At 56.6% G+C, this 26,532-nt stretch carries 21 protein-coding genes; 13 read left to right on the top strand and 8 right to left on the bottom strand.

Annotated elements, in window-relative coordinates; genetic code table 11:
• Window positions 1-107 precede the first annotated feature (107 nt).
• The 4 genes from ACEN9A_RS12735 to ACEN9A_RS12720 form a co-directional block, all read right to left on the bottom strand.
• A complete protein-coding gene (locus ACEN9A_RS12735; RefSeq protein WP_258673853.1) occupies window positions 108-824 on the bottom strand; it encodes a response regulator transcription factor in 717 nt (238 codons plus the stop codon).
• Between the two features lie 622 nt (window positions 825-1,446).
• Window positions 1,447-2,826, bottom strand: coding sequence for a TolC family outer membrane protein (locus ACEN9A_RS12730; RefSeq protein WP_258673852.1), 1,380 nt, complete (start codon window positions 2,824-2,826; stop codon window positions 1,447-1,449).
• Window positions 2,827-2,828: 2 nt separating this feature from the next.
• The gene (locus tag ACEN9A_RS12725) at window positions 2,829-4,142 is read right to left on the bottom strand and encodes an HlyD family type I secretion periplasmic adaptor subunit (RefSeq protein ID WP_018927963.1); all 1,314 of its coding nucleotides are present in this window, start codon (window positions 4,140-4,142) and stop codon (window positions 2,829-2,831) included.
• On the bottom strand, window positions 4,120-5,898 hold the full coding sequence (locus ACEN9A_RS12720; protein WP_258674177.1) for a type I secretion system permease/ATPase: 1,779 nt from the start codon (window positions 5,896-5,898) through the stop codon (window positions 4,120-4,122). Before ACEN9A_RS12720 ends, ACEN9A_RS12725 begins: the two co-directional genes overlap by 23 nt.
• Window positions 5,899-6,108: 210 nt before the next feature.
• Between ACEN9A_RS12720 and ACEN9A_RS12715 the strand changes: the two genes are divergently transcribed.
• Both ACEN9A_RS12715 and ACEN9A_RS12710 read left to right on the top strand, forming a co-directional pair.
• Window positions 6,109-6,783 (top strand): class I SAM-dependent methyltransferase, encoded by a 675-nt coding sequence (locus tag ACEN9A_RS12715; RefSeq protein WP_258673851.1) that lies wholly within the window; start codon window positions 6,109-6,111, stop codon window positions 6,781-6,783.
• A gap of 514 nt (window positions 6,784-7,297) precedes the next feature.
• Window positions 7,298-8,338: an ABC transporter substrate-binding protein gene (locus tag ACEN9A_RS12710; RefSeq protein WP_258673850.1), complete on the top strand. Its 1,041-nt coding sequence runs from the start codon at window positions 7,298-7,300 to the stop codon at window positions 8,336-8,338.
• A 182-nt stretch (window positions 8,339-8,520) separates the two neighbouring features.
• Here ACEN9A_RS12710 and ACEN9A_RS12705 read toward each other — a convergent pair whose 3' ends face one another.
• Both ACEN9A_RS12705 and ACEN9A_RS12700 read right to left on the bottom strand, forming a co-directional pair.
• The gene (locus ACEN9A_RS12705) at window positions 8,521-9,393 is read right to left on the bottom strand and encodes a DNA/RNA non-specific endonuclease (protein WP_258673849.1); all 873 of its coding nucleotides are present in this window, start codon (window positions 9,391-9,393) and stop codon (window positions 8,521-8,523) included.
• 255 nt (window positions 9,394-9,648) lie between these two features.
• Window positions 9,649-10,722, bottom strand: a complete 1,074-nt coding sequence (locus tag ACEN9A_RS12700; protein ID WP_258673848.1) for a GlxA family transcriptional regulator — start codon at window positions 10,720-10,722, stop codon at window positions 9,649-9,651.
• Window positions 10,723-10,796: 74 nt separating this feature from the next.
• On the opposite strand from ACEN9A_RS12700, the gene ACEN9A_RS12695 reads away from it, so the two are divergent.
• From ACEN9A_RS12695 to ACEN9A_RS12685, 3 genes are all read left to right on the top strand, one after another.
• Window positions 10,797-11,438 carry an HD domain-containing protein gene (locus tag ACEN9A_RS12695; RefSeq protein ID WP_258673847.1) on the top strand — a complete coding sequence of 214 codons (642 nt, stop codon included), beginning with the start codon at window positions 10,797-10,799 and terminating at the stop codon, window positions 11,436-11,438.
• Between the two features lie 97 nt (window positions 11,439-11,535).
• Window positions 11,536-12,417, top strand: a complete 882-nt coding sequence (locus ACEN9A_RS12690) for an NmrA family NAD(P)-binding protein (RefSeq protein WP_258673846.1) — start codon at window positions 11,536-11,538, stop codon at window positions 12,415-12,417.
• Window positions 12,418-12,514: 97 nt separating this feature from the next.
• On the top strand, window positions 12,515-13,135 hold the full coding sequence (locus ACEN9A_RS12685) for a glutathione S-transferase family protein (RefSeq protein WP_019648980.1): 621 nt from the start codon (window positions 12,515-12,517) through the stop codon (window positions 13,133-13,135).
• Window positions 13,136-13,252: 117 nt separating this feature from the next.
• On the opposite strand, the gene ACEN9A_RS12680 is transcribed toward ACEN9A_RS12685, so the two are convergent.
• Window positions 13,253-13,849 (bottom strand): TetR/AcrR family transcriptional regulator, encoded by a 597-nt coding sequence (locus tag ACEN9A_RS12680; protein WP_258673844.1) that lies wholly within the window; start codon window positions 13,847-13,849, stop codon window positions 13,253-13,255.
• 529 nt (window positions 13,850-14,378) lie between these two features.
• Between ACEN9A_RS12680 and ACEN9A_RS12675 the strand changes: the two genes are divergently transcribed.
• From ACEN9A_RS12675 to ACEN9A_RS12640, 8 genes are all read left to right on the top strand, one after another.
• Window positions 14,379-15,392: an SDR family oxidoreductase gene (locus ACEN9A_RS12675; protein WP_019648982.1), complete on the top strand. Its 1,014-nt coding sequence runs from the start codon at window positions 14,379-14,381 to the stop codon at window positions 15,390-15,392.
• A gap of 80 nt (window positions 15,393-15,472) precedes the next feature.
• Window positions 15,473-16,993: a class I adenylate-forming enzyme family protein gene (locus ACEN9A_RS12670; RefSeq protein WP_258673842.1), complete on the top strand. Its 1,521-nt coding sequence runs from the start codon at window positions 15,473-15,475 to the stop codon at window positions 16,991-16,993.
• Window positions 16,983-17,594, top strand: a complete 612-nt coding sequence (locus ACEN9A_RS12665; RefSeq protein ID WP_018927948.1) for an HAD-IB family hydrolase — start codon at window positions 16,983-16,985, stop codon at window positions 17,592-17,594. Before ACEN9A_RS12670 ends, ACEN9A_RS12665 begins: the two co-directional genes overlap by 11 nt.
• A 3-nt stretch (window positions 17,595-17,597) precedes the next feature.
• Window positions 17,598-19,361 (top strand): FAD-dependent monooxygenase, encoded by a 1,764-nt coding sequence (locus ACEN9A_RS12660; RefSeq protein WP_258673841.1) that lies wholly within the window; start codon window positions 17,598-17,600, stop codon window positions 19,359-19,361.
• Window positions 19,362-19,479: 118 nt separating this feature from the next.
• Window positions 19,480-20,565 (top strand): acyl carrier protein, encoded by a 1,086-nt coding sequence (locus tag ACEN9A_RS12655; RefSeq protein ID WP_018927946.1) that lies wholly within the window; start codon window positions 19,480-19,482, stop codon window positions 20,563-20,565.
• A gap of 84 nt (window positions 20,566-20,649) precedes the next feature.
• Complete coding sequence (locus ACEN9A_RS12650) at window positions 20,650-24,060, top strand: polyketide synthase family protein (RefSeq protein ID WP_258673840.1); 3,411 nt, start codon at window positions 20,650-20,652, stop codon at window positions 24,058-24,060.
• Window positions 24,061-24,119: 59 nt separating this feature from the next.
• Window positions 24,120-24,596, top strand: a complete 477-nt coding sequence (locus tag ACEN9A_RS12645; RefSeq protein WP_019578642.1) for an SRPBCC family protein — start codon at window positions 24,120-24,122, stop codon at window positions 24,594-24,596.
• An 84-nt stretch (window positions 24,597-24,680) separates the two neighbouring features.
• Window positions 24,681-25,379: an outer membrane protein gene (locus ACEN9A_RS12640; protein WP_026345792.1), complete on the top strand. Its 699-nt coding sequence runs from the start codon at window positions 24,681-24,683 to the stop codon at window positions 25,377-25,379.
• Window positions 25,380-25,576: 197 nt separating this feature from the next.
• Here ACEN9A_RS12640 and ACEN9A_RS12635 read toward each other — a convergent pair whose 3' ends face one another.
• The gene (locus ACEN9A_RS12635) at window positions 25,577-26,353 is read right to left on the bottom strand and encodes an alpha/beta fold hydrolase (protein ID WP_019648987.1); all 777 of its coding nucleotides are present in this window, start codon (window positions 26,351-26,353) and stop codon (window positions 25,577-25,579) included.
• Window positions 26,354-26,532: the final 179 nt, after the last annotated feature.

The following is a 26,532-nucleotide window of genomic DNA, read 5'->3' as shown; positions in this document are numbered from 1 at the left end:
GTAAAAGAATGCGAGGGTGGCGTAGAAGCCACCCTCGCATGCCTTACAGGTCAAATATGGGATTCACGAACGGCGACACAGTGACGGCCTGGGCGCCCCAAAGAAATTCAATGCAGTTCCACCCAAGTGGACTCGGGCGGTTCTTCGTTGTTGGTGAGCCCGTGCTTCTGTGCATATATCAGCAAGTCGATCCGGTTAACGAGATTAAGCTTTTGATAAATGTTACTGAGGTGGTTGTGCACGGTGTGCTCGCTGATACCCAGGCGCCCGGCGATGCACATGTATTTGGCAGACGGATCCCCCACGATGGCGCGAATCAGTTCTCTTTCACGCAGGGTCAACCGCGCCTGTTTCGCCTGCTCCGAATTGCATTTCAAAGGTATATGCCCGGTCGCGGCATAGTCGGAAAGCCCACCGACCCAGGCTCTACCCAGCCCGATGTCACGATGGTGGACCTGGATGATGGCTCGGATGATCGATTCTGTCGGGTCTTCCGCCAGCACGACGCCGCGTGCGCCCGCCTCTATCGCCTGGGCAACAGGGACGGTTTCGTACAGACTCTTGAGCACTAGGACTTTCATTTCGGCGCTATGGGCGAGCCCCGCGACGACCGCCAATGGGTTCAGCGCATCCGGAAAGAAACTGAAAAAAATGACATCGGGACGCAACTGATCGGCAAGATCCAGCGCTTTGGTATAGGTGGTGGCCTGCCCGCTCACTTCCATCTGAGGCTTGCGGGCATTGATCAAGTCTTGAAGGCCCATAAGAACAAGGGGACGACAGTCGATCAGCATCACGCTTATTGGTTTTATTTGGGTCGTCATTACCGTCCTGACTCCCTTGAAAAATGCACGATGGCCTCCACCCGTTGGCCTTCCTGGATCAGCAACTCAATCACCTGGCCACCACGATTGAAGGACAGATGCGAGCGCCGACAGGCCTTGACAGTGCCCGCCCGGTATTAGCCTTTGGGACACTTCCACCCGTTGCACCGGCAGGGATTGCGGACGTTCCCAGAAGCCGGGCAAAAGCCATCGAAACAACAGAAATAGGAATAATCATCAATAGTTTGCGTTTGATGATGTGCTCCTTCGAACCGCTCAACTGAGTCTAGGCCAGCCCGGCGCACTGCCAGCCTAGCCATTTGCCAGTCGTCGACTTAGCCTCATACAGGTAGCCCGGTCGACGTACCCAAGGGCGCCCTCCCCCCTAGAAAATCAAGGTCTTAGGCTCGCCGCCGACGACCTGCGGTCACAGCCTGACCCGATCAAAATCGTCAATTAACCGACGAGTGGCGCACAACAAAGCATGACAATAAAACAATCGTCAATTTACCGGCGAAACCTGCCTCGCAGAGCCACCCACAAGCCGGCCCCAGGCCCGTGGGGCAGGCACTGAAAAACCAGTCTGGCTGGAGGGTATACAACGTCGGTATTGCAGGCAGGATCAGGGGGATGTGAGTTTTTTGCTGGAGCTGCCGGGGCTCAACCAGGCATTGACGTTTTCGACACTCTCGACAGGCGGCTTGCCCGCCCAGCGATTGAGCGTGAAGACATTGGTGACGAAGTCGTATTGCGTCTTGAGCAGATCACGACGAGCCCGGAATTCGTTGCGTACGCTGGTCAGTACATCGACGGCATTGACCATTCCGTAACTGAGTCCTTTTTCTGCCGCCACTCTGGACAGCTGTGCCGAGGCCAAAGCATGCCGGCTCGCACTGATCTTCTCTGCGCTCGAGTTGGCGGTCAGGTAAGCAGTGGTGATCTCCTTGACCACCTGGCGCTGGACTGCTTCCAGCTGCTGCTCCGCCACAATCTGATCCTGGTAGAGCCCCCGCACCCGCGCCGAGGTTGAACCACCGCTGTATATCGGCACTTGCACGCCAATACCGGCGACATAGCTGTCGGTACGCGGCGCCAGGGAGTTGTTGTAGCCCTCGTTGGTCTGTTGCGCGCTCAGAGACAGGCTCACGGTCGGATAGTGCCCGCCCTTGCCGCCGCGCAACGCAGCGCCTGCGGCCTCGACACCACTTTCGTTGGCCTTGAGCGCCGGGTTTTGCGCTATACCCTCGCGGACCCACGTTTCAAGACTCTGCGTCGACACCTGTAGTTGCACGTCATCGCGAATCCGGTTGAGCTTCTCCTTGACCGGCCGGCCGACGATTTCCGCCAGTGCCTCGCGGGTGATACTGGCCTGGTTCTGGGCATCCAGTTCCTGCGCCACCAGCAAATCGACCCGGGCCTTGAGGTCGAGCTGATCGGTAATCAATGCCAGCTGCTTTTCGTACAACGCATTGACCCTGTCCAGGCTCTTTTGCGTGGTTTGACGCTCCGCCTTTACCAACTCCAGTTCATCCTCGGCCGCCAACGCGGCGAAGTAACGCTGGGCCAAATCCACTGTGGCCTCGGCCTGGGCCTCCTGCGCTTCTGATTCGGTTTGCTTGGCCAGGCTTTTGAATCTTTGGTAGTTCTCCCACGCGGCCTTGTTGTAGAGGTACTGACGCAGCACCAGGCTGTAGATTTCGCTATCGTAACTGCGCTGTACCAGGTCGCTCTCCTGATGAATCCGGTTCTGCCCGGCGTTGAGCGATATCTGTGGTAACAGCGAGCCCAGGGCCTCGCGCTGATGTTCCTCGCCCGCCTTCGCTCGCGCATACGAGGCCAACACTCGCGGATCTTCCAGCCGGGCCTCGCGATACAACTGCATGAGATCAGTGGAATACGTCGAGGCACTGACCCCGGTCGGCTTTGCTTCAGTGGTTTGCGCCAGAACGGCACCCGCGGCAAACATGAACGCCCCGCCCAGCAGAACTGTCGACGCTCGCATGATCACTCCTCGATCAACGCTTGAGAGATGACATTGCGGGCCGGCTGCAGAAGGTATTGCAACAGCGTGCGTTGCCCCGTGATGATCAACACGTCCGCAGGCATCCCTGGCAGTAATTTGCGATCACCCAAGGCGCGCACACCGGCTTCGGTGACCCGGACCCGCGCCAGATAATAGGGAGTCCCGGTCTTTTCGTTGACCAGCCGGTCCGCCGAGACACTGATGACCTCGCCCTGGATCACCGGCGTGGTCGCACTGTTGAACGCGCCGAAACGGATATCGGCACGCTTGCCGATGGCGATGCGATCGATATCGACCGGCGCCACCTGGGCCTCTATGACCAGTTCAGAAACCGAGGGAACAATGTCCAGCAAAGGCGTCGCCGAGCGCACGACGCCGCCAATCGTGTGCACCGTCATGCCAATCACCATGCCCGATTCGGGTGCGCGGATGATGATATGGCTGAGCCGGTCCTCCAGGGCGGAAGCCTTCTCTTGCAGGTCGTAGATTTTGGTCTGGACATCGGCCAATTGTTTGGCGACATCGGCATTGAAGTCTTTATCGACTTGTAGAATCTGCAGCTGTGTTTCGTTGATCTGCAGGCGCGTCCTGGTGATGGTCGAACGATGGTCGGCCAATTCAGACTTGACCATTTCAAGCTTGCGCTGCTGCTCAAGCAGGCGTTGTTTGTCGACGAACCCTTGTGACAACATGTCTGTCAATTCAACGATTTCACCGCTGTAGGATTTATTCAGTTGGCTCTTGACCCCGATCATCGCCTCCAGCCCCTTGATCTGTTGATTCAACTGACCAATGCGCTCTTGCAGCACCGATATCTGGCCCAACCGTGACCCCCGTCGTGCGTTGAATACCTGGGTCTCGCCCTGGCGCGCCTCGGCACCTCGCAGACTATCGGCATCGGTCATGACGTCAAAGCCAATGACTGGCAGATTGTCCCGCTCAGCCTTGAGTCTTGCCTCCATGGCTCTGGCGGCAATGAGCTGGCTTCGGGTCATCTCGTATTCGGATCGCAGCTGGGCATCATCGAGAATAATCAGCGGGTCATCCTGCTTGACGATGTCACCGTCATGGGCCAACACCTCTTTGACGATGCCACCTTCGAGGTGTTGTACCGTTTTCCGATAAGCCTGCACGGTGACCACACCAGGCGCGTAAGCCGCGCCATCGATCGGTGCGACCGCCGCCCAGGTGCCGAACACCCCGAAGGTCATCAATAAAATGCCAAAACCCAGGCGACGGATCTTTCGATCAGATACCGCCAGGTCGGCGAAGTTATCTGTTTGACGACTGAGCATCGTACTGTTCATCGGCATCACCCTTGCGAGTAGCCACCGAAGCCACGCTTGCGCCTGCTTGCGTGGCGTGCTTTTGTGCCCGCTGCGCGAGTTCGGCCAGCACTTGTTCGCGTGGTCCATAGAGACTGATGGCGCCATCACTCATCACCATCAGCCGGTCAAGTTGGGACACAATGTTGGTTCGGTGGGTAATCACAAAAACGGTTGCACCTGTCAGCTTGAGCTGCTGGATGGCCACCGCCAGGGCACGATCACCGACTTCGTCGAGATTGGAATTGGGCTCGTCGAGGATAATCAGCCGCGGGTTGCCATACAGGGCACGGGCCAGGCCGATGCGTTGGCGCTGCCCTCCCGACAGCATGACGCCATCGCTGCCAATGACGGTGTCATAGCCATCGGGCAACAGCAGAATCATTTCGTGAACGCCGGCAGACTTGGCCGCCAGAACGACTTTCTCGGAGTCGACCTCGGCGAAGCGGGCAATGTTCTCGCTGACGCTGCCTTCGAATAATTCAATGTCCTGGGGCAAGTAGCCTATGTACGGCCCAAGTTCATGTTTGTCCCACGCGCTGATGTCTGCGCCATCAAGCCGGACCACCCCATGCTGCGGCGCCCATACTCCCATCAGTGCCCTGGCCAGGGTGGACTTGCCCGCCGCACTTGGACCGATGATTCCGATAATGCTGCCGGCAGGTACGCTGAAACTCATATTTTTGATGATCGGGGTTTTCGAGCCAGGTGCCGCGACGATCAGATTCTCCACCTGCACATGCCCCTGAGGCGCAGGCAGTGTCATACGCTCGGGCTGAGCCTGTTGTTTGTCGAGGATGTCATTGAGACGGCGGTACTGCGAACGGGCCGCAATAAAGCCCTTCCAGCTGCCGATAATCAGATCGATGGGGGCCAAGGCGCGCCCTAGCAGCACGGACCCGGCAAACACCATGCCTGGCCCCACCTGGTGATCCACGGTCAGGTACGCCCCCAGCCCCAGGATCAGCGATTGCACCAGGATCCGGAAGGACCTGGAAAGCGTGCTGATGATGCCACCTCTGTCGCTCGCCCCGGACTGCAGCAACAGGACATTTCTCTGGCGACGCCCCCAACGGTCCATCAGGGTTTCAAGCATGCCCATGGACTCGATGACTTCAGCGTTGCGCAGATTTTTCGTGGTGTGGAGCGTCGCGCTGATATGTTCCTTGTTAGCCTGGGCAAGTGCCGGCCCCGTAAACCTCTCATTGAGAAACGCGAGAAATAACAACAACAACGCACTGCCCACCGCTACCCAGCCATACCAGGGATGGAACATGAACATTACAGCGACATAGATAGGTAACCAGGGCGCATCGAAAAAGGCGAACAATCCATTACCGGAGAGAAACTGTCTCAAGCCCGTCAAGTCGTTGAGCGACTGGGCCGAGGCATCCATGCCGCCACTTTCCAGCGCCCGTTTGAAACTGGCCTTATAGACCTGGCGCCCCAGCAACACATCCAGCCGGGTACTGACCCGAACCATGATGCGTGAACGCACCCATTCCAGGGAACCGAGTGTTACCACCAACCCGGTCATGATCAGCGTCAGCATCGCCAGGGTCGTCAGACTTCCGCTGGTGACCACTCGTCCATACACCTGAAGCATATAGAAGGTAGGAACGAGCATCAGCGCGTTGATGAAAAAGCTGAAAAAGCCAACAGAAACAAAGCTGTCTCTACAGGCTTTCAACGCTATTTTCAGACTGTTTTCAGGTGTGTTTCGCATGGAAACCCCTGCTCGAAAAGCCATACCTTGAGGAGCTTAGATCATGCCGAACGACTGTGCGCAGCCGTTGGCCAGATCGCCCCGGACAACGGGTTTCACCCCCGGGCTGGCGGTCTTTTCGACTGGATGCAAGTAAAGCGTCACCGACAAGATCCGTTCCGCCAGTACTTGTCCTATCCTTCCCTCCAACCCATCACTGCGGACATCGAAATGCCCAGCCCCGAATCCACCCTCCTCCAGAGCTGGCACCACAACGCCAAGCCCTGGATCGAGGCTATCCGCACCGGCACCATAGAAAGCCGACTCAAAGTCACCGACCAGGCAATCCTGCTGGCGATACTGGGCCGCCAACCCGAGCGCGTGCTCGACCTCGGCTGCGGCGAGGGCTGGCTGTTGCGTGCGCTGGCTGAACGGGCCATCGAGGCGGTCGGTGTGGATGGCGATGCGACACTGGTCGAGGCAGCGCAGGCGGCGGGCTCTTCGCGGGTGCATTTGGCGAGCTATGATGAGCTGGTAGAGGCGAAGGTGGACATCGGCAGCGACTACGACCTGATCTGCGCCAACTTCGCCCTGTTGCACCAGGACATCATCCCCCTGCTCGCCGCCATGAACGCCCTGCTCACCCCCGGTGGCGCGCTGGTGATCCAGACGCTGCATCCGTGGACCGCGGCGGCGGGCGACTATCAGGACGGTTGGCGGGAAGAAACCTTCGCCGGGTTCAAGGGGCAGTGGCAACCCATGCCGTGGTACTCGCGCACCATGTCCAGTTGGCTCAACGCCCTGGACATGGCCGGTTTTCGGCTGGCCGCCCTGCAGGAGCCGCAGCACCCGCAAAGTCCGGTGCCGCAGTCGTTGTTGTTGGTGGCTGAGCAAACGTCCGCATGATCGCCTGCCGCGCCCACTGCTGAAGCAATGTTGTTCACTTAAGCCATTTCAGCCGCGACGCATTCCTTGTAGCAGCTGCCGAGCTCGCGAGGCTGCGTTCGGCGGTAGCAGCTGTCGAGCTTGCGAGGCTGCGTTCGGCTGCGCAGTAGTCGTCAAACAAGACAATGCGGTGCGTCAGATACACCACGGTAGCCGGACTCACGACTGCTGCGCAGCCGAACGCAGCCTCGCAAGCTCGACAGCTGCTACAGATCGCCTTACGGCATAAGTGAATATGCATTGCACCGCTAAAGAGCTTTTTTATAGCTCCCAAGCATATTTTTAATAATTTTCCTCTTCCGATTGATGCCGCACTATCAAACCGCACTGAGCACCTCTGGTCCGGCTTTCCCGGATGAAAGCTTTTTTCATAACGATGCCGGCCCCAAGAGCCCGGCACGGTGGAACCTTATCGGCCTCTGGCCAGCACTGCCCGGCTTTACACCATTCTAAAAACCAGCTGTGGGAGCGTTCCATGTCTTTATCCTTACGTACCTGTGTTCCTATTTCCCTGGCCCTGTTGTGCACCGGCGTGCTCGCCGAGCCCCAGGCCCTGACCGTCATTTCGTTCGGCGGCGCCACCAAGCAGGCCCAGGACAAGGCCTATTTCCAACCCTTCAATGCAAGCGGTGCAGGACGCATCGTCGCCGGCGAATACAATGGCGAACTGTCGAAGATCAAGGCCATGGTCGATGTGGGCCATGCCACCTGGGATGTGGTCGAGGTGGAGAGTCCGGAACTGTTGCGTGGCTGTGATGCCGGCTTGTTCGAGCGGCTGGACAAGGCCAGTTTTGGCGACCAGGCCCAGTTCGTACCGGGGACCTTGACCGAGTGTGGTGTGGCCACCTACGTCTGGTCGATGGTCATGGCCTTCAACAAGGACAAGCTGGCCAAGACCCCGACTTCCTGGGCGGACTTCTGGAACGTCACCGACTTTCCGGGCAAGCGCGGCCTGCGCAAAGGCGCCAAGTACACCCTGGAAATCGCTCTGCTGGCCGATGGCGTCAAGCCTGACCAGCTCTACAAAGTGCTGGGCACCCCCGAGGGCGTGAACCGAGCCTTCGCCAAGCTCGACAAGATCAAGTCGAGCATCCAGTGGTGGGAGGCCGGAGCCCAACCAGCGCAGTGGTTGATCGCCGGTGACGTGGTGATGAGTGCCGCCTATAACGGTCGTATCGCCTCGGCGCAAAAAGAAGGCATGAACCTGAGCATCGTCTGGCCACAGAGCCTGTACGACCCGGAATACTGGGCCGTGGTCAAAGGGTCGCCGAACAAGGCCCTGGCCGAGCGTTTCATCGCGTTTGCCAGCCAGCCGCAAGCCCAGAAGGTTTTCTCGGAAAACATCCCTTACGGCCCAGTCCACCGCCAGGCCCTGGCGCTGCTGCCGGAGCCAGTACGTCAGCAATTGCCGACGGCCGAAGCCAACCTGGCCAAGGCCCGGTCGGTAGATGCGGAGTTCTGGGTGGACCACGGCGAGGAGTTGGAAGAACACTTCAATGCCTGGGCGGCGCGTTAGCCGCGACACACTCTCTGTAGCAGCTGCCGAGCCTGCGAGGCTGCGTTCGGCTGCGAAGCAGTCGTGAATCCGGCTGACGCGGTCTGCCTGACGCACCGTAAGTTCTGGTTTTACGACTGCTGCGCAGCCGAACGCAGCCTCGCCCCGGCTCGACAGCTGCTACGGATTAATCAATCAAGCCATCAAGAGCGCCCCACGGAACCTGTGACCGGTAGATTTCCCAGCAAGTTGAGCCCGGTACTCTTCACGAAAGCGTCATAGTCCATCGGTTTCTCGATGCGAGTTTCAGCGTTGGGCAGTACGTAAGCCCAGGCACGCTTGGACGATGCGTCGTAAACCAGTTTGAACAGGCGGGTCGGCACCCAGACCTTGTTGTCGCCGACGGTGCCGTGGCCTGAATCAAAGAGCGGGCCGGTAAAGACAAAGACATTGCCATCGGCTCGTTTGGCAAACTTTCTGACATCGGACTCGACCTTACTCCAGATCTTCCGGTTGTTGGTTGGGTCTTGCGGCACCATGTTCGACAGCGCAAAGGATTGGGCCATTGCATTGGGGTTCGGTGCATCGGCCGCCGGGGATTGATGGCCACGGTCCACGGCCGGATGTTGGCTACGGTAGTCGCTCAACTCTGCCCGCCCACTCTTGGGAATGCGTGGGTCCGGATAGAACTGGTTGGTGCGCTCCTCCCCTTTGGCATCCTGCAGCTGGGCGGCATTAAGGCGTTCGACCACTACCAGCGGCGTCTTGCTGGTTTGCGAGTACAGCACCGCGAAGTTGTCGGAACACAAGGCCAAGGGTTTCATTGTGGCAGGCACAGTGGCCATGTTGATCGGTTTCGCGGCCGGGAACAGATCCGCGCAGCCGTCAAACGATGGCTGTTTCTGTTTGTTTGAATAGAGTTCCAGCGCCGCGCTCTGGCTGATCGAGCCCGAGTGGGAGGTTTGTTGCTGATGCTGGGTGGGCGGCTTGATGAAATCCAGCAGACTGCGGGCTTGTGCCCCGGTCGAGAGCAAAACAAGGGCCGACAGCCCAACTGCAATTTTGCGTAGGTGCATGCTTTAAATCTTCGAATTGGATTGAGGGGTAAACGTACGGCGAGTCCCGATTCACTGGACCAGGTGGAGGCGGTTGCGGATTATATTGCGGTGAGCATGCTTTCACTGTCCTTGATCAAAATGCCGATACGGATCCGGTCGGCGCCGGGCAGTACGACCGCTGACGGTCGCGCGGGGTTTATTGACCATCACAAGTCACATTAGTGCTGAGCAGTGTTCACATTCTACTTGCCCATGCTCGTCGAACGGGCATGCCTAAGCGGGCTCTTTAGTCGGCGCGAAACGTTGTGCGTACTCCTTTGGACTCACCCCAATGCGTCGCACGAAGGCTTTTCTGAGCACGTCGACACTGTGGTAGCCGCATCGGCGCGCAACCTCCTCCATCGACCGTCTTCCCAGCTCTATTTGCCGACAGGCCGCTTCGACCCGGACGTCCTCGACGTACTTCGCAGGCGTTGTCTTGAACTCCCGCTGAAACATGCGAATCAAGGTCCTCACGCTGGTGGCGAGCCTGTCTGCAAGTATCTCAACCGTCAGCTCCGTATGCAGATGCTCACTGATCCATACGCATAACTCATCCAGGTTCGAACCTGTCGCATGCTGCGACTGGAGTGCAACGCTGAACTGTGCCTGGCCGCCTGGACGTCGCAGAAACAGAACCAGATTTTTCGCGACCTCCAAAGCGATGTCGTCACCCAAGTCTTCGCTGACCAATGCGAGCGCAAGATCGATTCCCGCCGATATGCCTGCCGAGGTGTACACGTTGCCGTCTTTGATCCAGATCGGGTCGGGGTCCACCTGCACACTGGGATAGCGATCGGCCAGGCTGCGTGCCATCCGCCAGTGGGTTGTTGCCTTTCGACCATCCAGAAGCCCTGTTTCGGCCAAGGGGAAGGCTCCGACACAGATCGAACACACACGCCTGACATCTCTGGCTCGCGTGCGGATCCACTCGATGGCCGTCTGATCCAGATGATCCATGGCTTTCCAGCCCGACGTCACGATCAAGGTGTCGATGGGCTTGTTATCAAGACGCTCCTGTTCAAGCGTCTTGTGCGCCATAAGCGCGATGCCGGTGCTGCTCTCCAAGTGTTCATTGGCACCCGCACAAACGAGTTCGAGTGCGTAGGGAGCAGAGTCACCGCGGTGCAGATTGTTCGCATAGGCAAACACCTCTGCCGGGCCGATCACATCAAGCGAATCCACGGGCGGCAAACCCAGAATCACCACTCGCTTTTGCGCCACGCCAACAAAGGAATGGATTGATTTCTTTGTTTTTCTCACAGCGATCTCCCGCACTGAGTGGCTACGCATATTGGCACAAATCATCTGTAAATAGTCAATTTTGCCAATAGCGACTACTTAGAATGAACTGCAAGCCAACTTAATCCCCGGAAGCAAACATGAGTACCCCAGTCATCATCGGCGGCTTCAGCGCTCCAGACTCTGAACTCGCTCGCAAGGCCGCCTTCCTCGTCGAACGCGTTCACACGACAGTGTTCCTGCACCATGTGCATCGCACCTGGTGGTTTGCCGAATTCCTAGGCCAGCAGCGAGGCCTGAAATACGACCGCGAGGCGGTCTATCTCGCCGCACTGCTGCACGACCTGGGGCTGACGTACGAGTTTGCGGCCGACCAACGTTTTGAGGTCGACGGCGCCGACGCTGCCAGCCGCTTCCTGTTGGAAAACGGTTACCCGGAATCGAAAGCCGAGCTGGTTTGGGATGCAATCGCCCTTCACTCCAGCGCCGGCATCGCCGACCGCAAACAGCCAGAGATCGCCTTGATCTACATGGGCGCCCATGTCGACGTGATGGGATTACGGCTGGAGGAAATCACTCCGTCGCTGGTCGACGATACGCTGGCCCTCTACCCCCGCATTGGCATGAAAGCCGCGTTTACCCAAGCGGTCGCTGAAGTGGCCAGGAAGAAACCTCACACCGCGATTGGCACTGGGCTCGCTGACGTCGGACGTCGTCATGTGCACGGGTTCGATTGCCCGAATGTGTGCGACCTGATTGATCACGCTCCTTTCGATAGCTGACGGCGGTGCGCTACTGCGCAACCTTCTGGAATGGGTAACGCCTGATATGTGATATCGGCGCGAGCAATGTGTGTTCCTTTACTTTGGAGTATTCACCATGCAGCAACGTAAATACCTCGTCACCGGCGCTACGGGAAAAACGGGCGTCTACACCATTCGCCACCTTCTCAACGGAGGTCATGCAGTTCGGGCTTTTGTGCACCAGGAGGACGAACGCAGCGCAGCGCTCCAGAGCGAGGGCGCCGAAATATTCGTTGGCGACCTCCTTGAACATGACGACATCATTCGTGCGATGGAGGGGGTCACAGGCGCCTACCTGTGCTATCCCGTGCGCCCTGGCTACATTCAGGCGACCGCCTATTTTGCCGATGCCGCCCGGCGAGCCGGCGTCGAGGTCGTGGTGGAAATGTCGCAGATTTCCGCTCGGGAAGATTCATTGAGTCACGCCGCGCGCGACCACTGGATCGCGGAGCGCGTACTCGACTGGTCTGGAGTGCCCACAGTCCATATCCGCCCGACGTTCTTTTCCGAGTGGCTGATCTTTCCGTGGGTGCTTGATCAGATCGTGAAGGAGAACAAGATCACGCTGCCATACGGCACCGGCCGACATGCCCCCATCGCCGCTGAAGACCAGGCGCGACTGATCGCCGCCGTTCTCACGCAACCGTCTGGCCATATCGGGAAAACCTACCCGCTGTACGGCCCTGTCGAGCTGAGTCATCAAGAGATTGCTGACGAAATCAGCGGCATCGTAGGCCGCACCATCACCTACAGCCCTTCGACCCTGGAAGAGTATCGCCAGCATCTGGAGACCTACGATTTGCCGGAGTTTGTGATCCAGCACTTCCTTGCAGTCGCGGTCGATTACCAGAATGGGATCTTTAGCGGTGAGGACGGGGTTATCAGCGAAATCACCGGGCAAGCGCCTCAAACGGTGGGTGACTTCGTGCGCGCAAACCGGCAAGCGTTCGAGGGGTGATCATGATGGGCGTATGCGCCTGGTCTTGTAGACAGGCGCGTATGCCGCTTTTCACTTAGCATCCAATAATCATCCATTCATTTTCAGGGAGTGTCTGATGAACCCGAAAATAGAGCTGTATGGCGCGCCTACCGGCAACAGTCTGAGGGCTGCAATAGCCTTGGAGGAAGCAGGTATCCCCTACACCGCACGAAGACTGAACTTGCAGGCAAATGAGCAACGCGACTTGTCGTACCTGGCGCTTAATCCGGCAGGAAAAGTCCCAACCCTGGTCGACCATTCATCGACACCACCGCTGGTCATTAACCAATCGAACGCAATCATTCAGTTCGCTGATGCAAAAGCTCCGGGTCGGCTCGCACCAGCGCATCGTGGACCAAAACGCGACCGGGTGTTTGATCGTTATTTCTTTTTCGTAACGGACGTCATCGGGCCCAGTCATGCTGCATTTTCCCTGCGCCAGGCAGGATTTAATGATGCGGCCACAGTTATCGATCAACGCGTCATTGAACAACTCGTCTACGCAGAACGGTTTCTTACCGACGACTTTATGGCCGGAGATCAGTTCTCCATGGCGGACATCTCCGCTTTTACCATTGCAGCATCATTTCGTGATCGGCTGGATTGGGCAGTGCTTTCACGCTTATCACGCTGGTTCGACGCGATCGAAGCCAGGCCCGCCGTACAGCGAGGATTGAAAGTGTTCCAGAATCACTGAGCGCTACTGCGCAGACCTTATTGTGTGCGCTAAAGATGGGCATGGCAGCTCGCATCCTGCCCGAGGTCTGAGCCCCGGACATGCGAATATCGTATGTATCACAAGAATGGCAGCGTTCTATAAGGGCTCTGCTGTCTGGATAAGCGAGTTCAACACCAGTTTTATTTCAGAGGCCGGGTCTTTATGCCCTTGCAGTATCAAACCTTCCGACAAAGCGGTGAAGGTCCTTGCAAGAGCGGCATTCGCCAAAGGAGGCTTCTTGCCTGCATGATTAAATATGATGGTTATCAACTTACCCAAGGCTTCACTATTTTCCTGATGCAGATCGTAGTAATGCGTTGAGAACTCTTCATCACGCAAGGCGATCAGTTGCAACTCAGCATCAAGAATCGCGCAACTGGTATTATTTTTAAGCGTGTCAATATAGGCATTCAATCCATGGGTCAGCTCTTCCGATGAATACCCTGAAGTCAGGGTGACACTCAATCGATCGATCTCAACTCTCTTGAATCTCTGAGTCAACTGCAGAAGCAAGTCCGACTTACTTGTAAAGTTTGAAAAGAAGGCCCCCTTCGAAAAGCCGGCGTCCTCGGAAATAGCGTTGACACTGGTGGCGTGAAAACCTTTTCTCACCATAAGGTCAGTGGCGGTATCGAATAACTTATCCCTTGTTACTTGCTGACTTTCTTCTCGACCTAATCTCTTTTTAATCACGCCTTCGGCTCCTTTGGCCAAACAAATCTATTTGTAACTGGATGCAACGGATCTGCCACTCACTGCGCAAACCTGTTTTAACTATCATATCTTATACTAAGCCCTCTTAATCACTTTGCGTTTAAACTTTTAAGGAGTGCCATGTAAATGCCATGTATTGGGCCCCGCACGTTCAGGCGCCTTGGTATCCAGCCTGACGCGTGCCCCTGATGAATCCAGTCAGCCAGGGTGTCTTTTGACTCCCCCCAGAAGGCAGGCGACGGACGGCGAAAATGTCTTGCGATGACCTCGATCCGCTCGATTCAGGTGAATGTCTGTTGTCGACAACGCTCTAAACCGCAGGATTTTCGTGTTTCAGGTCGGGTTCAAGGACGTCGACCTTGTGGCGACTGTTAAATACCGCTTGATTTCCAGATACCGAATGGTTTTTACTTGCCGCCGTTGACGCCCCCCCGCCTGATCAAAGCATCGAGCGCGGTGACATCAATCTCAATGCAGTAGCAGGTTACCCCACAGGAGCTGGATTTTAATGGAATATGCCTTTGTTACAGGCGCTACAGGCCTGCTCGGCAATAATGTGGTTCATGCGCTTTTAAAGCGAAACATCAAAGTAAAAGCACTGGTCCGCTCCGTCGAAAAAGCCAAGAAGCAGTTCGGCAATCTGCCTGTCGAATTTGTCGAAGGCGACATGCTCAATGTCGACGCCTTCAGCCATGCCTTGCAAGGCTGTGATGCCTTGTTTCATACGGCCGCCTATTTCCGCGATAGTTACAAAGGTGGAAAGCACTGGCAGAAACTGTATGACACTAACGTGACCGGTACCGAGCGCCTGTTGCAGGCCGCTTATGCCGCAGGCATTCGTCGTGCAGTCCATACCTCCTCCATTGCCGTCTTGAAGGGCGATAAAGATCAGGTGATCGATGAAACCATGTCTCGCAGTGAATCGGAGGCTGACGATTACTACCTGAGTAAAATATTGTCTGAACAGAAAGTTCAGGAATTCCTGGCACGGCACCCGGACATGTTCGTTGCCATGGTATTGCCTGGCTGGATGTTTGGCCCTGGGGACATCGGCCCGACCTCATCAGGACAGTTCCTGCTCGACTTTGTCGGAAAAAAATTGCCCGGCGTACTGCCTGGAAGTTTTTCCGTTGTCGATGCCAGGGATGTAGCAGAGCATCAACTCGCGGCGATCACACGCGGCCGATCCGGAGAACGCTACCTGGCAGCCGGTAATCACATGGACATGAAAAGCATTTTCCAGGCGCTCTCCAGTGTCAGCGGCGTAAAAGCGCCGGAGCGCAAAGTGCCACTGTTCATGCTGCGTATAATTGCCTTGATCTATGAAGGTTATTACCGAATCACGAAAAAGCCGGTGCTCATCAGTACTTCCACTGTCAAACTCATGGAACAAGAGCAAGGGCGCACCCATTTCAGCCACAACAAAAGCCTGAAAGAATTGCAGTGCAAGTTTCGCCCCGTGACGGAAACATTGACCGATACCCTGGATTGGTATCGGAAAAATAACTACATTGATGCTTAATTGAAACAATTTATATATAGCCTGCCTCTGTAGTACTTTTTTGTCTGACCATAAATTCAAGGATTGAGAGAGGTTGGTAAATGAAAAGCCTTTCATCTAAAGAAGGTTTTCTGCATCGGTTCGTCGGTTTTTCAGAGTCGTTCCCCGAGCACATTGCTATCAGGAATCTGGACGCGGAAGAAGATACCGTCACTTACCGTGAGTTGCGTATAAAGGCTGAAGAGTGCAATGGCGCACTCTCAGCATTAAATGTATTGCCTGGCGACAAAGTAGCGCTCGTTCTACCCAATGGGGTGGAATTCATCGCTTACTATTTGGCGATCATCGGTCGCGGTGCGGTTCCGGTCATTCTCAACTACAAACTGACGCCATTCGAAATGAACAGCGTCATCAGCATCGCCAGACCGACGCTGGTAGTGACCACCGAAACGCTATTCGAGCAGCATAGCGAGACATTTCAACCTGCCTGCGGCGTTAAGCACTCCTTGGTGTTGAACGCCGCAAGCGAGCCGTCACCGCCCCTGCCCGACAACGCAACGGCAGACTCTCGGCTTCCCCGACAGACCGAGCCCTTGTTACTGCCCGAAGGCAATCCGATTGTCTCGGTACAGTTCACCTACCGGGGCATCGGTAAACCGCTGGCCGTTTCTCACCGCTACCTTGACCTGACGCAATCGAGTGATGGCCTGCATGAGCAGTTTCATCTTCAAGGTGTCGGTTCCGTTCATCTGGTGACGCTGCCGCTGTACGCCATCTTCGGCCTGTCGGTGATGATGGTTTTCCCCTTGAGCGTGGGCGCCACACTGTTAATGACTAACACCCTGCTCAACAGGGATCTGGCAGAAGTCTTGTCCCAGCATAAGGTCACCTTTGCCTGCCTGGTGCCCGACGTCATTCGCTACTTCAATACACGACTGGCCAAACGCAAGGGCGCGCTGTTGCCGTTGCACCCTCACCTGATGATTTATTCGGGTGGCAGCCATTTACCCGCAGACGAAGCCGAGAAGCTGGGAAGGCTGCTGGGGTGCAATCCGGTGCTGCAAGGCTATGGATTGACCGAGAGCATGCCGGTGATTGTCCAGAGCTCGATTGGCAAGGTCCATCGCGGCGCCATGGGACAACCGATCAGAGGCGTAGAACTAAGGGTCGTCGATGCCGAAGGGCGGGATGTCGCACCTGGACGCATTGGCGAACTGCTGATTCGCGGCTCGATGGTGATTGACGGCTATAACGATGCAGAGGACGCCAATGCCCGGTTCTTCCGTGATGGTTGGCTACACACGGGTGATCTGGTCTGGCGGGACGACGACGGGCATGTGTTCTTCTATTGCCAACGCCTGCGAATCTCGAAGATCAAAGCGCAAATGGTCGACCTGACTGAAATCGAATCCATTGCCCTGAAGCACCCGGACGTGGTGCGCGCGAAAGCTTACATCGTCCCGGACAACAAGGAAGTCAACGTACTGCACCTGTGCGTTGAAGGAGGCGGCGACCTGACCCAGAGCGCTGTCTCTACCCTGCTCTCGCGCTACCTCTCGGGCTTCAAGTTGCCCAAAACCATCGAGATCATCTCTCTCAAGGAAGAGATTCATGCAAGCTAATGGCACACAACCGGTACTGGCCGTGTTTGACTTTGACGGCACATTGACCGACAGACATACGTTCTGGCGCTACATGCGTTATATCGTGGGAACCCGATCGTTCTGGCTCAGGATCATTCCCCTGCTGCCCAAAATGCTCAGTGTAATCGTTGGCATCACGCCATTGATGCAAGCCCGACTGGCATTCATTGCCTGCTATCTGGGCGGTCTGTCCGTTGAGCAAGAACGCGAGCATGCCAAGTATTTCATCAGCGAGCTGCTACCGCTCTGGCTCAGGCCCGAGGCCCTGCGCCGGCTGCAATGGCATCAGTCCATGGGGCATGTCACTGCGCTGGTCAGCAACTCGCCGGAAAACTACCTGATTCCCTGGGGTCAGGCAGCAGGGTTTGACTATGTCTGCGGCACCCGCCTGGCGACTGCGAAGAACAAACTGACCGGCGGAATATCAGGTACCAACTGTGTTGAGAGAGAGAAAGTCACACGGCTCAAGGGCTGCCTGAGCAACCTTGATGACTTTTACATTTATGCCTACGGGGATTCATCCGGTGACGATGCCCTGCTCGGCATTGCCAACTCTCCCTTCTACAGAAACTGGTACTAACCGATGAACACTCTGAGCACTTTGGCCCCCAAGCACTTCAGCCAACCCGGTAATACCCCGACAGTCATGATCGTAGGCGCCGGCCCGATTGGCCTGTCCCTGGCAATCATGCTGAAAAAGTGGGGCGTCTCTTTTCGCATTATTGAAAAGAATGCCGGTCCCTCGACCGCTACCAAAGCGATGGCCATCCACTCCAGAACCTTGGAAATTTTCCGAGATCTGGGAGTTGCCGATCAGGCCATCAGCGACGGATTCACTATCAACCAGTTTTCGGTGCAATCGAACGCCAAACGGGTGCTGAACTACAACTTCTCCTACCTGGACGCCACCTATCCCCTGCTCCTCAGCCTGCCACAGCCGCAGACAGAGAAGATTCTGCTTGAGCGACTGAACAAGTTGGGAGCAGATGTTGAATGGAATACCGAGCTGGTCGATATAGAAAACCAGCCGGGCTCAGTGCAGATGACGCTTCATCATGCGGACGGCAGCGCCGAATCCTTTTCCAGCCGCTGGGTGGTCGCGTGCGACGGTGCTCGCAGCAATATCAGAAAACGTCTTGATATGACCTTCGAAGGATCGTCCTACGACCGCTTCTTCATGCTCGCCGATGCCGATATCGAGTGGTCTGGAAGTAAGGACGAAGGCGCTTTCTTCCTGGGTGCACAGGACGGTTATGTCGCGGTCGCGCCGATCAGCGCTCAATCCCGTTATCGACTTTTCATCGAGATGCCCTACAACCTGCCGCCAGAAGGTGAGCGCCCCTCCTTGAGCCTGGAGAACTTTCAGCGGTTGTGCGAAGGACGCGGGCAAAAGATGACGCTGTCCAATATTTCATCGACCACCATCGCCTCTTTCCAACATCGCCGCGTGCAGTCGTTGCAGCAAGGCTCTGTGTTTCTGGTGGGCGACTCGGCTCATATCGGCAGCCCGATCGGTGGCCAATGGATGAACCTGGGGGTTTCCGAGGCCTATAACCTGGCGTGGAAAATGGCCTATGTCGATCAGGGCCTGGCTGATCCATCGTTGCTGGAAAGCTACAACGAAGAGCGCTACCCGGTGGCCCTGGAAGTCGAGAACACGGCACATCGACTGACCGGACTGATTACCGTCAAGCATCGCGCCCTCGTTTGGCTGCGCGACAATGTTCTGCCACTGATAAGCAACCGGCGCAAGGTTCAGCGCAAACTGCCGTCGATGATTTCCGGTCATCAGTACCACTACGGCAAGAGTGATTACATCCAGGAATCGCTGACGAAAAAGCAGCGCATGAATTGGGATAAAAAAGGCAAGAAACCTGAATTCCAGACGTCGGTGCCTCGCGCCGGACAACTGGCTCCCGATGTCGAGTTGTGGCAACTGCAAGGTATGCCGCCAAAGCGCTTGATCGACTTGTTCCACGGAACGTTCACGCTGTTGATTTTCAGCGCAGCCGATCAGTTTTCCCCGTTGTTGCCGGGCTATTACTCGCTGGCCGAGTCGGTGGAGAAGGACTACCCGGGCATCAAGGCTTATTGCGTTATTGATGCCCTGAGCAGCGCCGAACTGCCTTCCTGGCACTCGACGTTGCTGGACCCCGATTGGCGGCTGCACAAGCGTTACCATGCCAAAGCGGGCACGTTGATGCTGATTCGTCCTGACGGCTACATCGCTTTCCAGGGAGCCGATGCAATAACGCTCTTCACTTATCTGAACGTAAGATCCGGGCTGCTCAAGGGAGCCAGAAAAACAACATCTTCCGAGATCGACGCAGTGGAACTCCAACTTTAAGTCGCTATATGGCTACTGCCAACTTGGTTCATTGATTCACACAAGGCCCAACCCTGGGCCAAGACTTGTTATTTCTTGTTTGTAGAAAACATATACCGACTTTGGTTAGGAGAACCTCATGCGCTTCCAACTCAACGATGTTGTGCAGGAATTCATCGTGTCCAATGGAAAAATAGCCAACAGCTATTTTTCTCTTTCAGAAAAAATCATTGATTCACTGTGCGAGTCCAATATCGCAAAAGAATCAATATTGATGCGTTTGCTGGAGCAGGCAGAATCCGTCACCGCGCATTACTTCAATGCTCACCAACAAGTCCTCGAGGGCGTTTATGCCAATGGGATTGAAGCCCCCGTCAATAAAAACCTTGCGGTGCTGGAGCCCGTACACTCGAACCCGGTAATACTGGAATCGACACCTGTTGCGGAACAAACACCCGCCCTCAACTACGGGCAATGGCTGCGCGCCGAAATAAGTACGGTCACAGGATTCAAAAAAGAACAAATCGACTTCGATCAAAGTTTCGAAAGCCTGGGGATCGACTCTCTCGGCATGGTCGATATTTTCGAATCCCTGGCCCAGCATTTCCCGGAAAAGAAAGAGCTCACCTCGCAGCTCTTCGATGCCCCCACTCCTACCGCCTTGCTGGCGCGGCTTGAAGCCGATCCGCAGGCACCTGCCGTGGATGTCGAAGCATGGGTACTGGAACAACTGGCAAATATCACCGGTTTTACGGTTGACCAGATCGACCAAAAACAAAGCTATGAAAGCCTGGGCCTGGACTCCCTCGTGCAGCTGGACTTCCTGGAGTCGGTCGTCGCATTGTGGCCGCAACTCAAGGCCAACAGCACTGAGCTGGCCAACGCCAAGTATCCGCAGGCAACAATCGCCCTGATTAAAGCCGCCCTGGCCGCCCCCGAGTCGACATCAACACCCGCTACCGAAGTGCAAGCACCTGCCACAACGGACGACCAAGGGCAGGCAAGCAACCTGCTTTTCAACTCCCTGTCCCCCCTGATCCCGGACGCGCCACAGTCGATCGACATTGAGACGCCCTTTGCACAGTTGGGACTCAACGGTTTTGCCCGAGAAGCACTCTGCCAATCAATGGCGCAACAGTGCTCTGCCAGCGAGTTTGCCGGTGAAGCACTGATGTCGCGTCGTACGCCGCAGGACGCCTTGTCGCTTCTGGCACGACTGAGCTGAAGCACTGAGCCGCTGTAAAAAAATGGCATGGAATCCGGGTGATCGGACAGATCACCCAGCATTTTGGCAATCAGGAGACAGGGTATGAATGGCGCGGTAACAACAGAGGGCGACTTTTGCTTCAGCGCAATGGCCGGCGAGTTTCCCGGGGCTCCGTCAACGGATGCGCTATGGCACTTGCTCTCGCAAGGACAGATCGCTCCGATCAATTCGATGCTGACCCGCTGGGAACTGGATAAGGCGTCAATCTATTCAGCGAAGACAGGTGAAAAGGATCGCGTTTACCTGGACAGTGCTTTTTGCCTGACCGATGACGCATCAACCCCTTCACGGCATGAAGGACGGCAGGTCGCCATCGGTAAGAAAGTACTGCAGACACTCCTCGCCCAGCTTGCCGGACAAGGCTCGACACTGATCAAGGAACGCACCGCATTGGTGGTCGCAACATCCTGGAGCGACGAGAGTTATTTCGTCACAGGCATGTCCGGAAAAACCGAAGCACCACAGGGCTACACGCCGGGTGAACAAGTGGCTGAACTGGCGGCGGCTTTTGCCTTCGGTGGCCCGGCGTTATCGGTCGACACCGCCTGTAGTTCGTTCCCCTATGCAATCGACATGGCTCAGGCCCTGGTCAATAGCGGACAGGCGGATAACGCGATTGTCATGGCTCTGAACACCGTGCTGCCACCGGCACTGTTTCTGGGGTTCTCGCAGTTGACCGCTTTTTCCGCCCGGGCCCAAATGCAGGCATTCGGTCAGGACGCTGACGGTATTGTGCCGGGCGAATGTGCAGTCGCCTTTTTGGTCGAACCTGTATCGCAGGCCCTGATTGCGCAGCGCCGCCCCCTGGGCGTTTTACGGGCATTGGGAATGTCCGCCGATGGCGCCGAAGGTTCAGTGTTTGCGCCTGGCAAACAGGCCCAGTACACGGCTTACCAGCGTGCCTATATCGGTCTTGATCCCAATGACGTGGACTACATCGAAACCCATGGCACCGGTACTCCGCTGGGTGATGCGACAGAGCTGGACTCGCTGAACAGCTTCTTCGCCCCCCATTGCACAGACGGCAAAAAAATCACCATCGGTTCGATCAAGTCCGTCATTGGCCACCCACTGGCCGCCGCTGGAGGCGCTTCGCTCGCCAAGGCGCTGATGATCTTGCGTCACAAAGGGATTCCACCTCAGCCCGACTACCGAACCAGCGCAAAAGTCGACGAGACCAGCCTGCGACTGGCCACAAAGCAGATACAGCCCCTCGCGGACCGGCAGTCGGCGATCCGTATAGGCATCTCGAGTTTTGGCTTTGGCGGCGCCAATGCGCATCTGGTGGTGGATGAATATATTCCCGATAACCGCCCTGCCGTCCCTCTAAGCGCCCCCGGCGTGTTGATGCTGGACCTCGCGATTGTCGAGGCTGAAGCAGCGATCGGCAGTCACGGTTCATTGCAGTCATTCAAGCAACAGCTCGATCGGCCGGCAGCGCCATCGGTCAGCTTCCCTTATGGGCGTTTCGTTGATTACTCCCCTGCCCCAGGTCAGCCGTTACTGGGCCAATTCCTGGCGCAGGATCGCGTCATTGATATCGACGGTTTCGGCATGGGCCCCAAACCTCTGGCCCATGTCGATCCGTTCAAGTTGTTGATCACCGATCGCGTCAATCATTTGCTGCGACGCCTGCCGGGTGTGGCCGGCTCACCCGGCACGGCGATGGTCATGTGCTGCAACATGGGTGGGGAACGCTTCAGCAATGCGTACAGCAGCGCTCACACCTTCTACTCCCAGGCTCAAGGCACGCCACCGGGCGTGGAAGTAGCGGACGTGGCAACCATGTTGCCAAACATGTTGTCCGGCTACCCGACGCAGATTTTTGACTTCAAGGGTTTCCATCAAACACTGGTCGGAACCCCGGGTCTGTTCTGGCAAACCTTGCTGGCATCGCAGCAATGGTTCAAGAACGGCATAACCACACTGTTGCTCGGTGCAGGGCGCTTTATCAGCGGTGAAATCGAGATCGAGCGCGCCCGACATTCAGCGACGGTGCAAGGTGAAGGACTGGGGCTGATTGCGCTGCGTCCCTATCAACCAGACGCCAGCGACAAACCTTTACTGGTGATCCGCGCGGCGGTTCTCGCCCATGCCGCGAACTCGCTGGAAGAGGCTTGCCAACTGCTGGGCAAAGAGCGGAGTCAATACCAGAACATTGAAGTCTGCGAGCTGCAACCTGAGGCGACTCATGCCAGTGGATCTCTGCAAGAGATTACCGGTTTCCTGGCTGAAGCCAGTGGCATCGAAACCCTGTTGGCGGTGATGTTGAGTGCATCGGCTCACACGGTGATCGAGGTTCGCGAAGCCGGCAAGGCAGTGATGTGGTTGTTTACTGAAAAGCTTCGGGAATGGAGCACGGTGGCCGAACCCGCTCCTGCCATCAAGCATCCCTTTACCCTGCGTTTTGCTCACTCGGCCCACCACGAACTGCAGCAGGTGATCCCGCCTGCCCGTCCTGTCAGCCTTGTCCGCGAACCACAAAACGACGGCGTCGACGTGCTGCAACTCAGCGACATGCTGACCAACACTCTGCTCTCAGGGCTGCGTGTCCGGGTTCGCGCCATGGAGAGTCTTTTCGCCCTGCACCGTGGCACTGAAGTCCAGCGCCCAGCGCACTGGCAACGTTGCCCGGAAAACGTCGTAATCACCAACGTCCAGCGCGGCCCCCAGTCACTGCGTGCCCAGCTCGTGGTGAATGAAGCGCACCCTTATTTCTTCGATCACCCTCTTGATCACATCCCCGGCATTCTATTGCTCGAGGGCGTGTTGCAACTGATTGAACTCGCCATGCCGCCACTGAGTGGACGAGTCGCGTATGTCAAAACCCTGAATATCAAGTTCCAGCAATACGTACAAAAGGAGGGTGTGATTGATCTGCATCTGGAACAGGAAAAAGACTCCCAGGTGTTCAATGCCAAGGTCATGCAAGCCGGAAAGCTGATGTGCACCTGCGTCCTTGGGATGGCCTACAGCTCGGCGTTCGAGAAATCGCCCGCCGGCGAGTTCACGGCCACTCGCTGCCGTGACAAGGCCTTGCTGCACAAGGCCAGGGAAGAAAACGTCATCGTCAGTGACATGAGCGGCATCGCTCAGGGCTTGAGCGTGGACACGCTCAAACTGCCGGATGAGCACTTCTTCCAGGAGGGCGACCCCGAGCACTATTCGATGGTGTATTTCCTCGAAGTTGCCCGCCAGTGCTACATGCAAATTGCCCACAGCCATCTGCGGATTCCACTCAACACCCCGATGAACCTGCTGGCCTTGAGTTTCACCCTGGATCGGCCAATCCCCAGGAACAGTCCGCTGTCATTGGCACCGCAAGCGGGTTTTGACGCACAACAGCCGTTCAAAACCAATCGCATCTATATCGACCTGTTCAACCGGGGCGAGAAAATCGGTCAAGCCAGCATTACAGCTCAAGTGCTGAGTCAATCCGCACCCGCTGCCTGAGGCACTCAATTGATCCCACTCTCCCGCATGACCGTGCCCCCAACAATCAAGGTGTCGCCGTGAACGATGTCAAAGTGCAAGTCATAGTCAAATCGCCGCGTGCTGAAATCTGGAATATCTGGAGCAATTTTTCAGAAGCGCCGCTATGGGATACCGACGTTCGCCAGTGTGAACTCAATGGCCCGTTTCAACCTGGAACGCGAGGCAAATGCGTCCTCAAAAATGGCCTGAACATGCCGCTGAAACTAGAAGCAGTGAAGCTGCATGAAAGCTATCGGAACACGGCAAGACTGCTGTGGATCGACCTTGAGTTCGATCACCAGATGCGCAGGCTTTCCCCGAATGAAACCCAGGTCATCCATAGCGCGAAGATCTCTGGCCCCTTGAGTTTTTTATACCGCGGGCTGCTACGCAAAATGCTGACCGCGGCAATGACCACGGCACTGCGCAACCTGTGCACGTTGGCTGAACAACGAGCGAATGCCATCAGTACCCCAGGGCTCGAAAAACCTGGAAAGCATTTGCACCGTGTATGAAATATCCCGGGAGGGAGCGTGTTGAACGCTCGCTCCCTAACACCCCCCGCTTACTTATCGATAACGGCACACTTCGGACCGAGCATGAACCTATTTAAAAAACCTCTGCATCTCATGATGGGCGTCATTGGCATGGGCCTTATTGCCCCTGAGTCCAGTTCCGCCGACACGCTCGGCCCCTACGTCAGTGTCATGGGTGGTCTGAACTGGGTGGCTCCGCAGGACCTTAACCAGAACAACCTCGACTTTGTCGAGATGGAATTCAACCAACCGTTACACTCCGGCTACGCCACCGGACTGGCACTGGGCTGGCGATTCCCCATCGGGCTCAGACCTGAAGTGGAACTCAGCTACCGCAAAAACACCCTGACCCAGTTCAATAACCGGGTCTACGAAGGCGGCGGGAGCATCGACGGTAAAGGCGAAGAGGAAGCCACCAGCGTCATGGCCAACCTCTGGTATGACGTCTTGAACCTGCCAGCACCCTTCAGTCGGTTCACCCCTTACATCGGCGGCGGCCTGGGTTACACCACGCTGTCGGTCAGTGGCCTGGAAGCCGGCGGCGTCCAGTTCGGCGGCACTCATCGCGACACCGTATCGGCCTATCAACTTGGCGCCGGTATAGGTTACGAACTCACCGAACAATGGTCCATGTCCCTGGATTATCGATACCTCAAGACTCGCGATGCGCACTTCGGTGACATTCAGGGCCTGCCCCAAGGCGATGTACGCACTGACTACAGCGCCCAGTCATTAATGCTCGGCCTGCATTATTGGTTCTAAGCGGTTAAACAGATCGGCGCCTTGCAAGGCGTCGCTACGGCAAGCCGGTGAAACGCTTCGGCGCAGGGGCTCACCGGCTGATTAACTGACTGACGACCACCCGTTCAAAAATCGATCAAGGCACAAATGAGTTCCTCACTTGATGCCTTGATTCGATACTTGACCCTCTGCCTACCTACACTTCACAAGTGCAGGAATCACATCGCCGCAGCCGCTTTTTCAATCAGCCGGGCTACCGGTTCCGGGTTTGAAACCATCACGACATGGGAAGCCCCTTTAACGACTTTCACCACCTTGGCCTCGGCTCGCTTGGCCATGAATTCCATGGCCTGCGGTGGAATGTTCTTGTCCTTGTCACCATAGATGTGCCAGGACGGAATGTGCTTCCAGGCAGGTGAACCTGACTGCTCGTTCAGCGCCGCTTCGGTAACCGGGCGCTGAGTCGCTGCCATCAATGCCGCCTGCGCGGCGGGGACGTCAGCGGCGAACTGATCGTGAAACTTGTCCTGCTGGATGTACAAATCCTTGCCACCATCAGCCAGTGCGACAGGCGCTGCGAGGGCTGGGCCGAGGGTACTCCCCGGGAATTTGCCGGCTAGCCCGGCGACCGTTTCGCCCGCCTCGGGCGCGAAGGCGGCGACGTAAACAAGTGCCTTTACATTGGCATGGTCGTTGGCCGCTTCGCTGATGACGTTGCCACCGTAGGAGTGGCCGACCAGCACAACAGGCGACTTGATGCCATCGAGCAACGCAGAAACAGCAGCGCCATCACTCTTCACACTGCGCAATGGATTGGCGGCGGCCACAACGGGGTAGCCATCTTTTTCGAGGATCTTCACCACGCCATTCCAACTCGAAGCATCGGCAAAGGCGCCGTGTACGAGAACGACAGTAGGCTTTTCAGTTTGCGCCGACGCGTTGGCGCCGATGATCAGGCTAACGGTGCAGGCCAGAGCGGCCATTACTTTTTTCATTGGAAACTCCTTGGGTGGTTGAACTATTGAGCGAATCGCGAGAAGGCGAAGTCGTGGTTCTGTACTCCTGCACAACTTTGTATCAACTGCCTTGATCGCAATCTTGAGCAACTGTGCTGTCTTGGACGTTGGCCGCTACCGCGCCAAGGCTGAGCACGGCAAACATTGAAGTGATGCTG

The organism is Pseudomonas sp. Pseusp18, assembly GCF_059506005.1.
The sequence above is the reverse complement of the archived record's forward strand: the minus strand, read 5'-3'. Positions and strand labels throughout refer to the sequence as shown.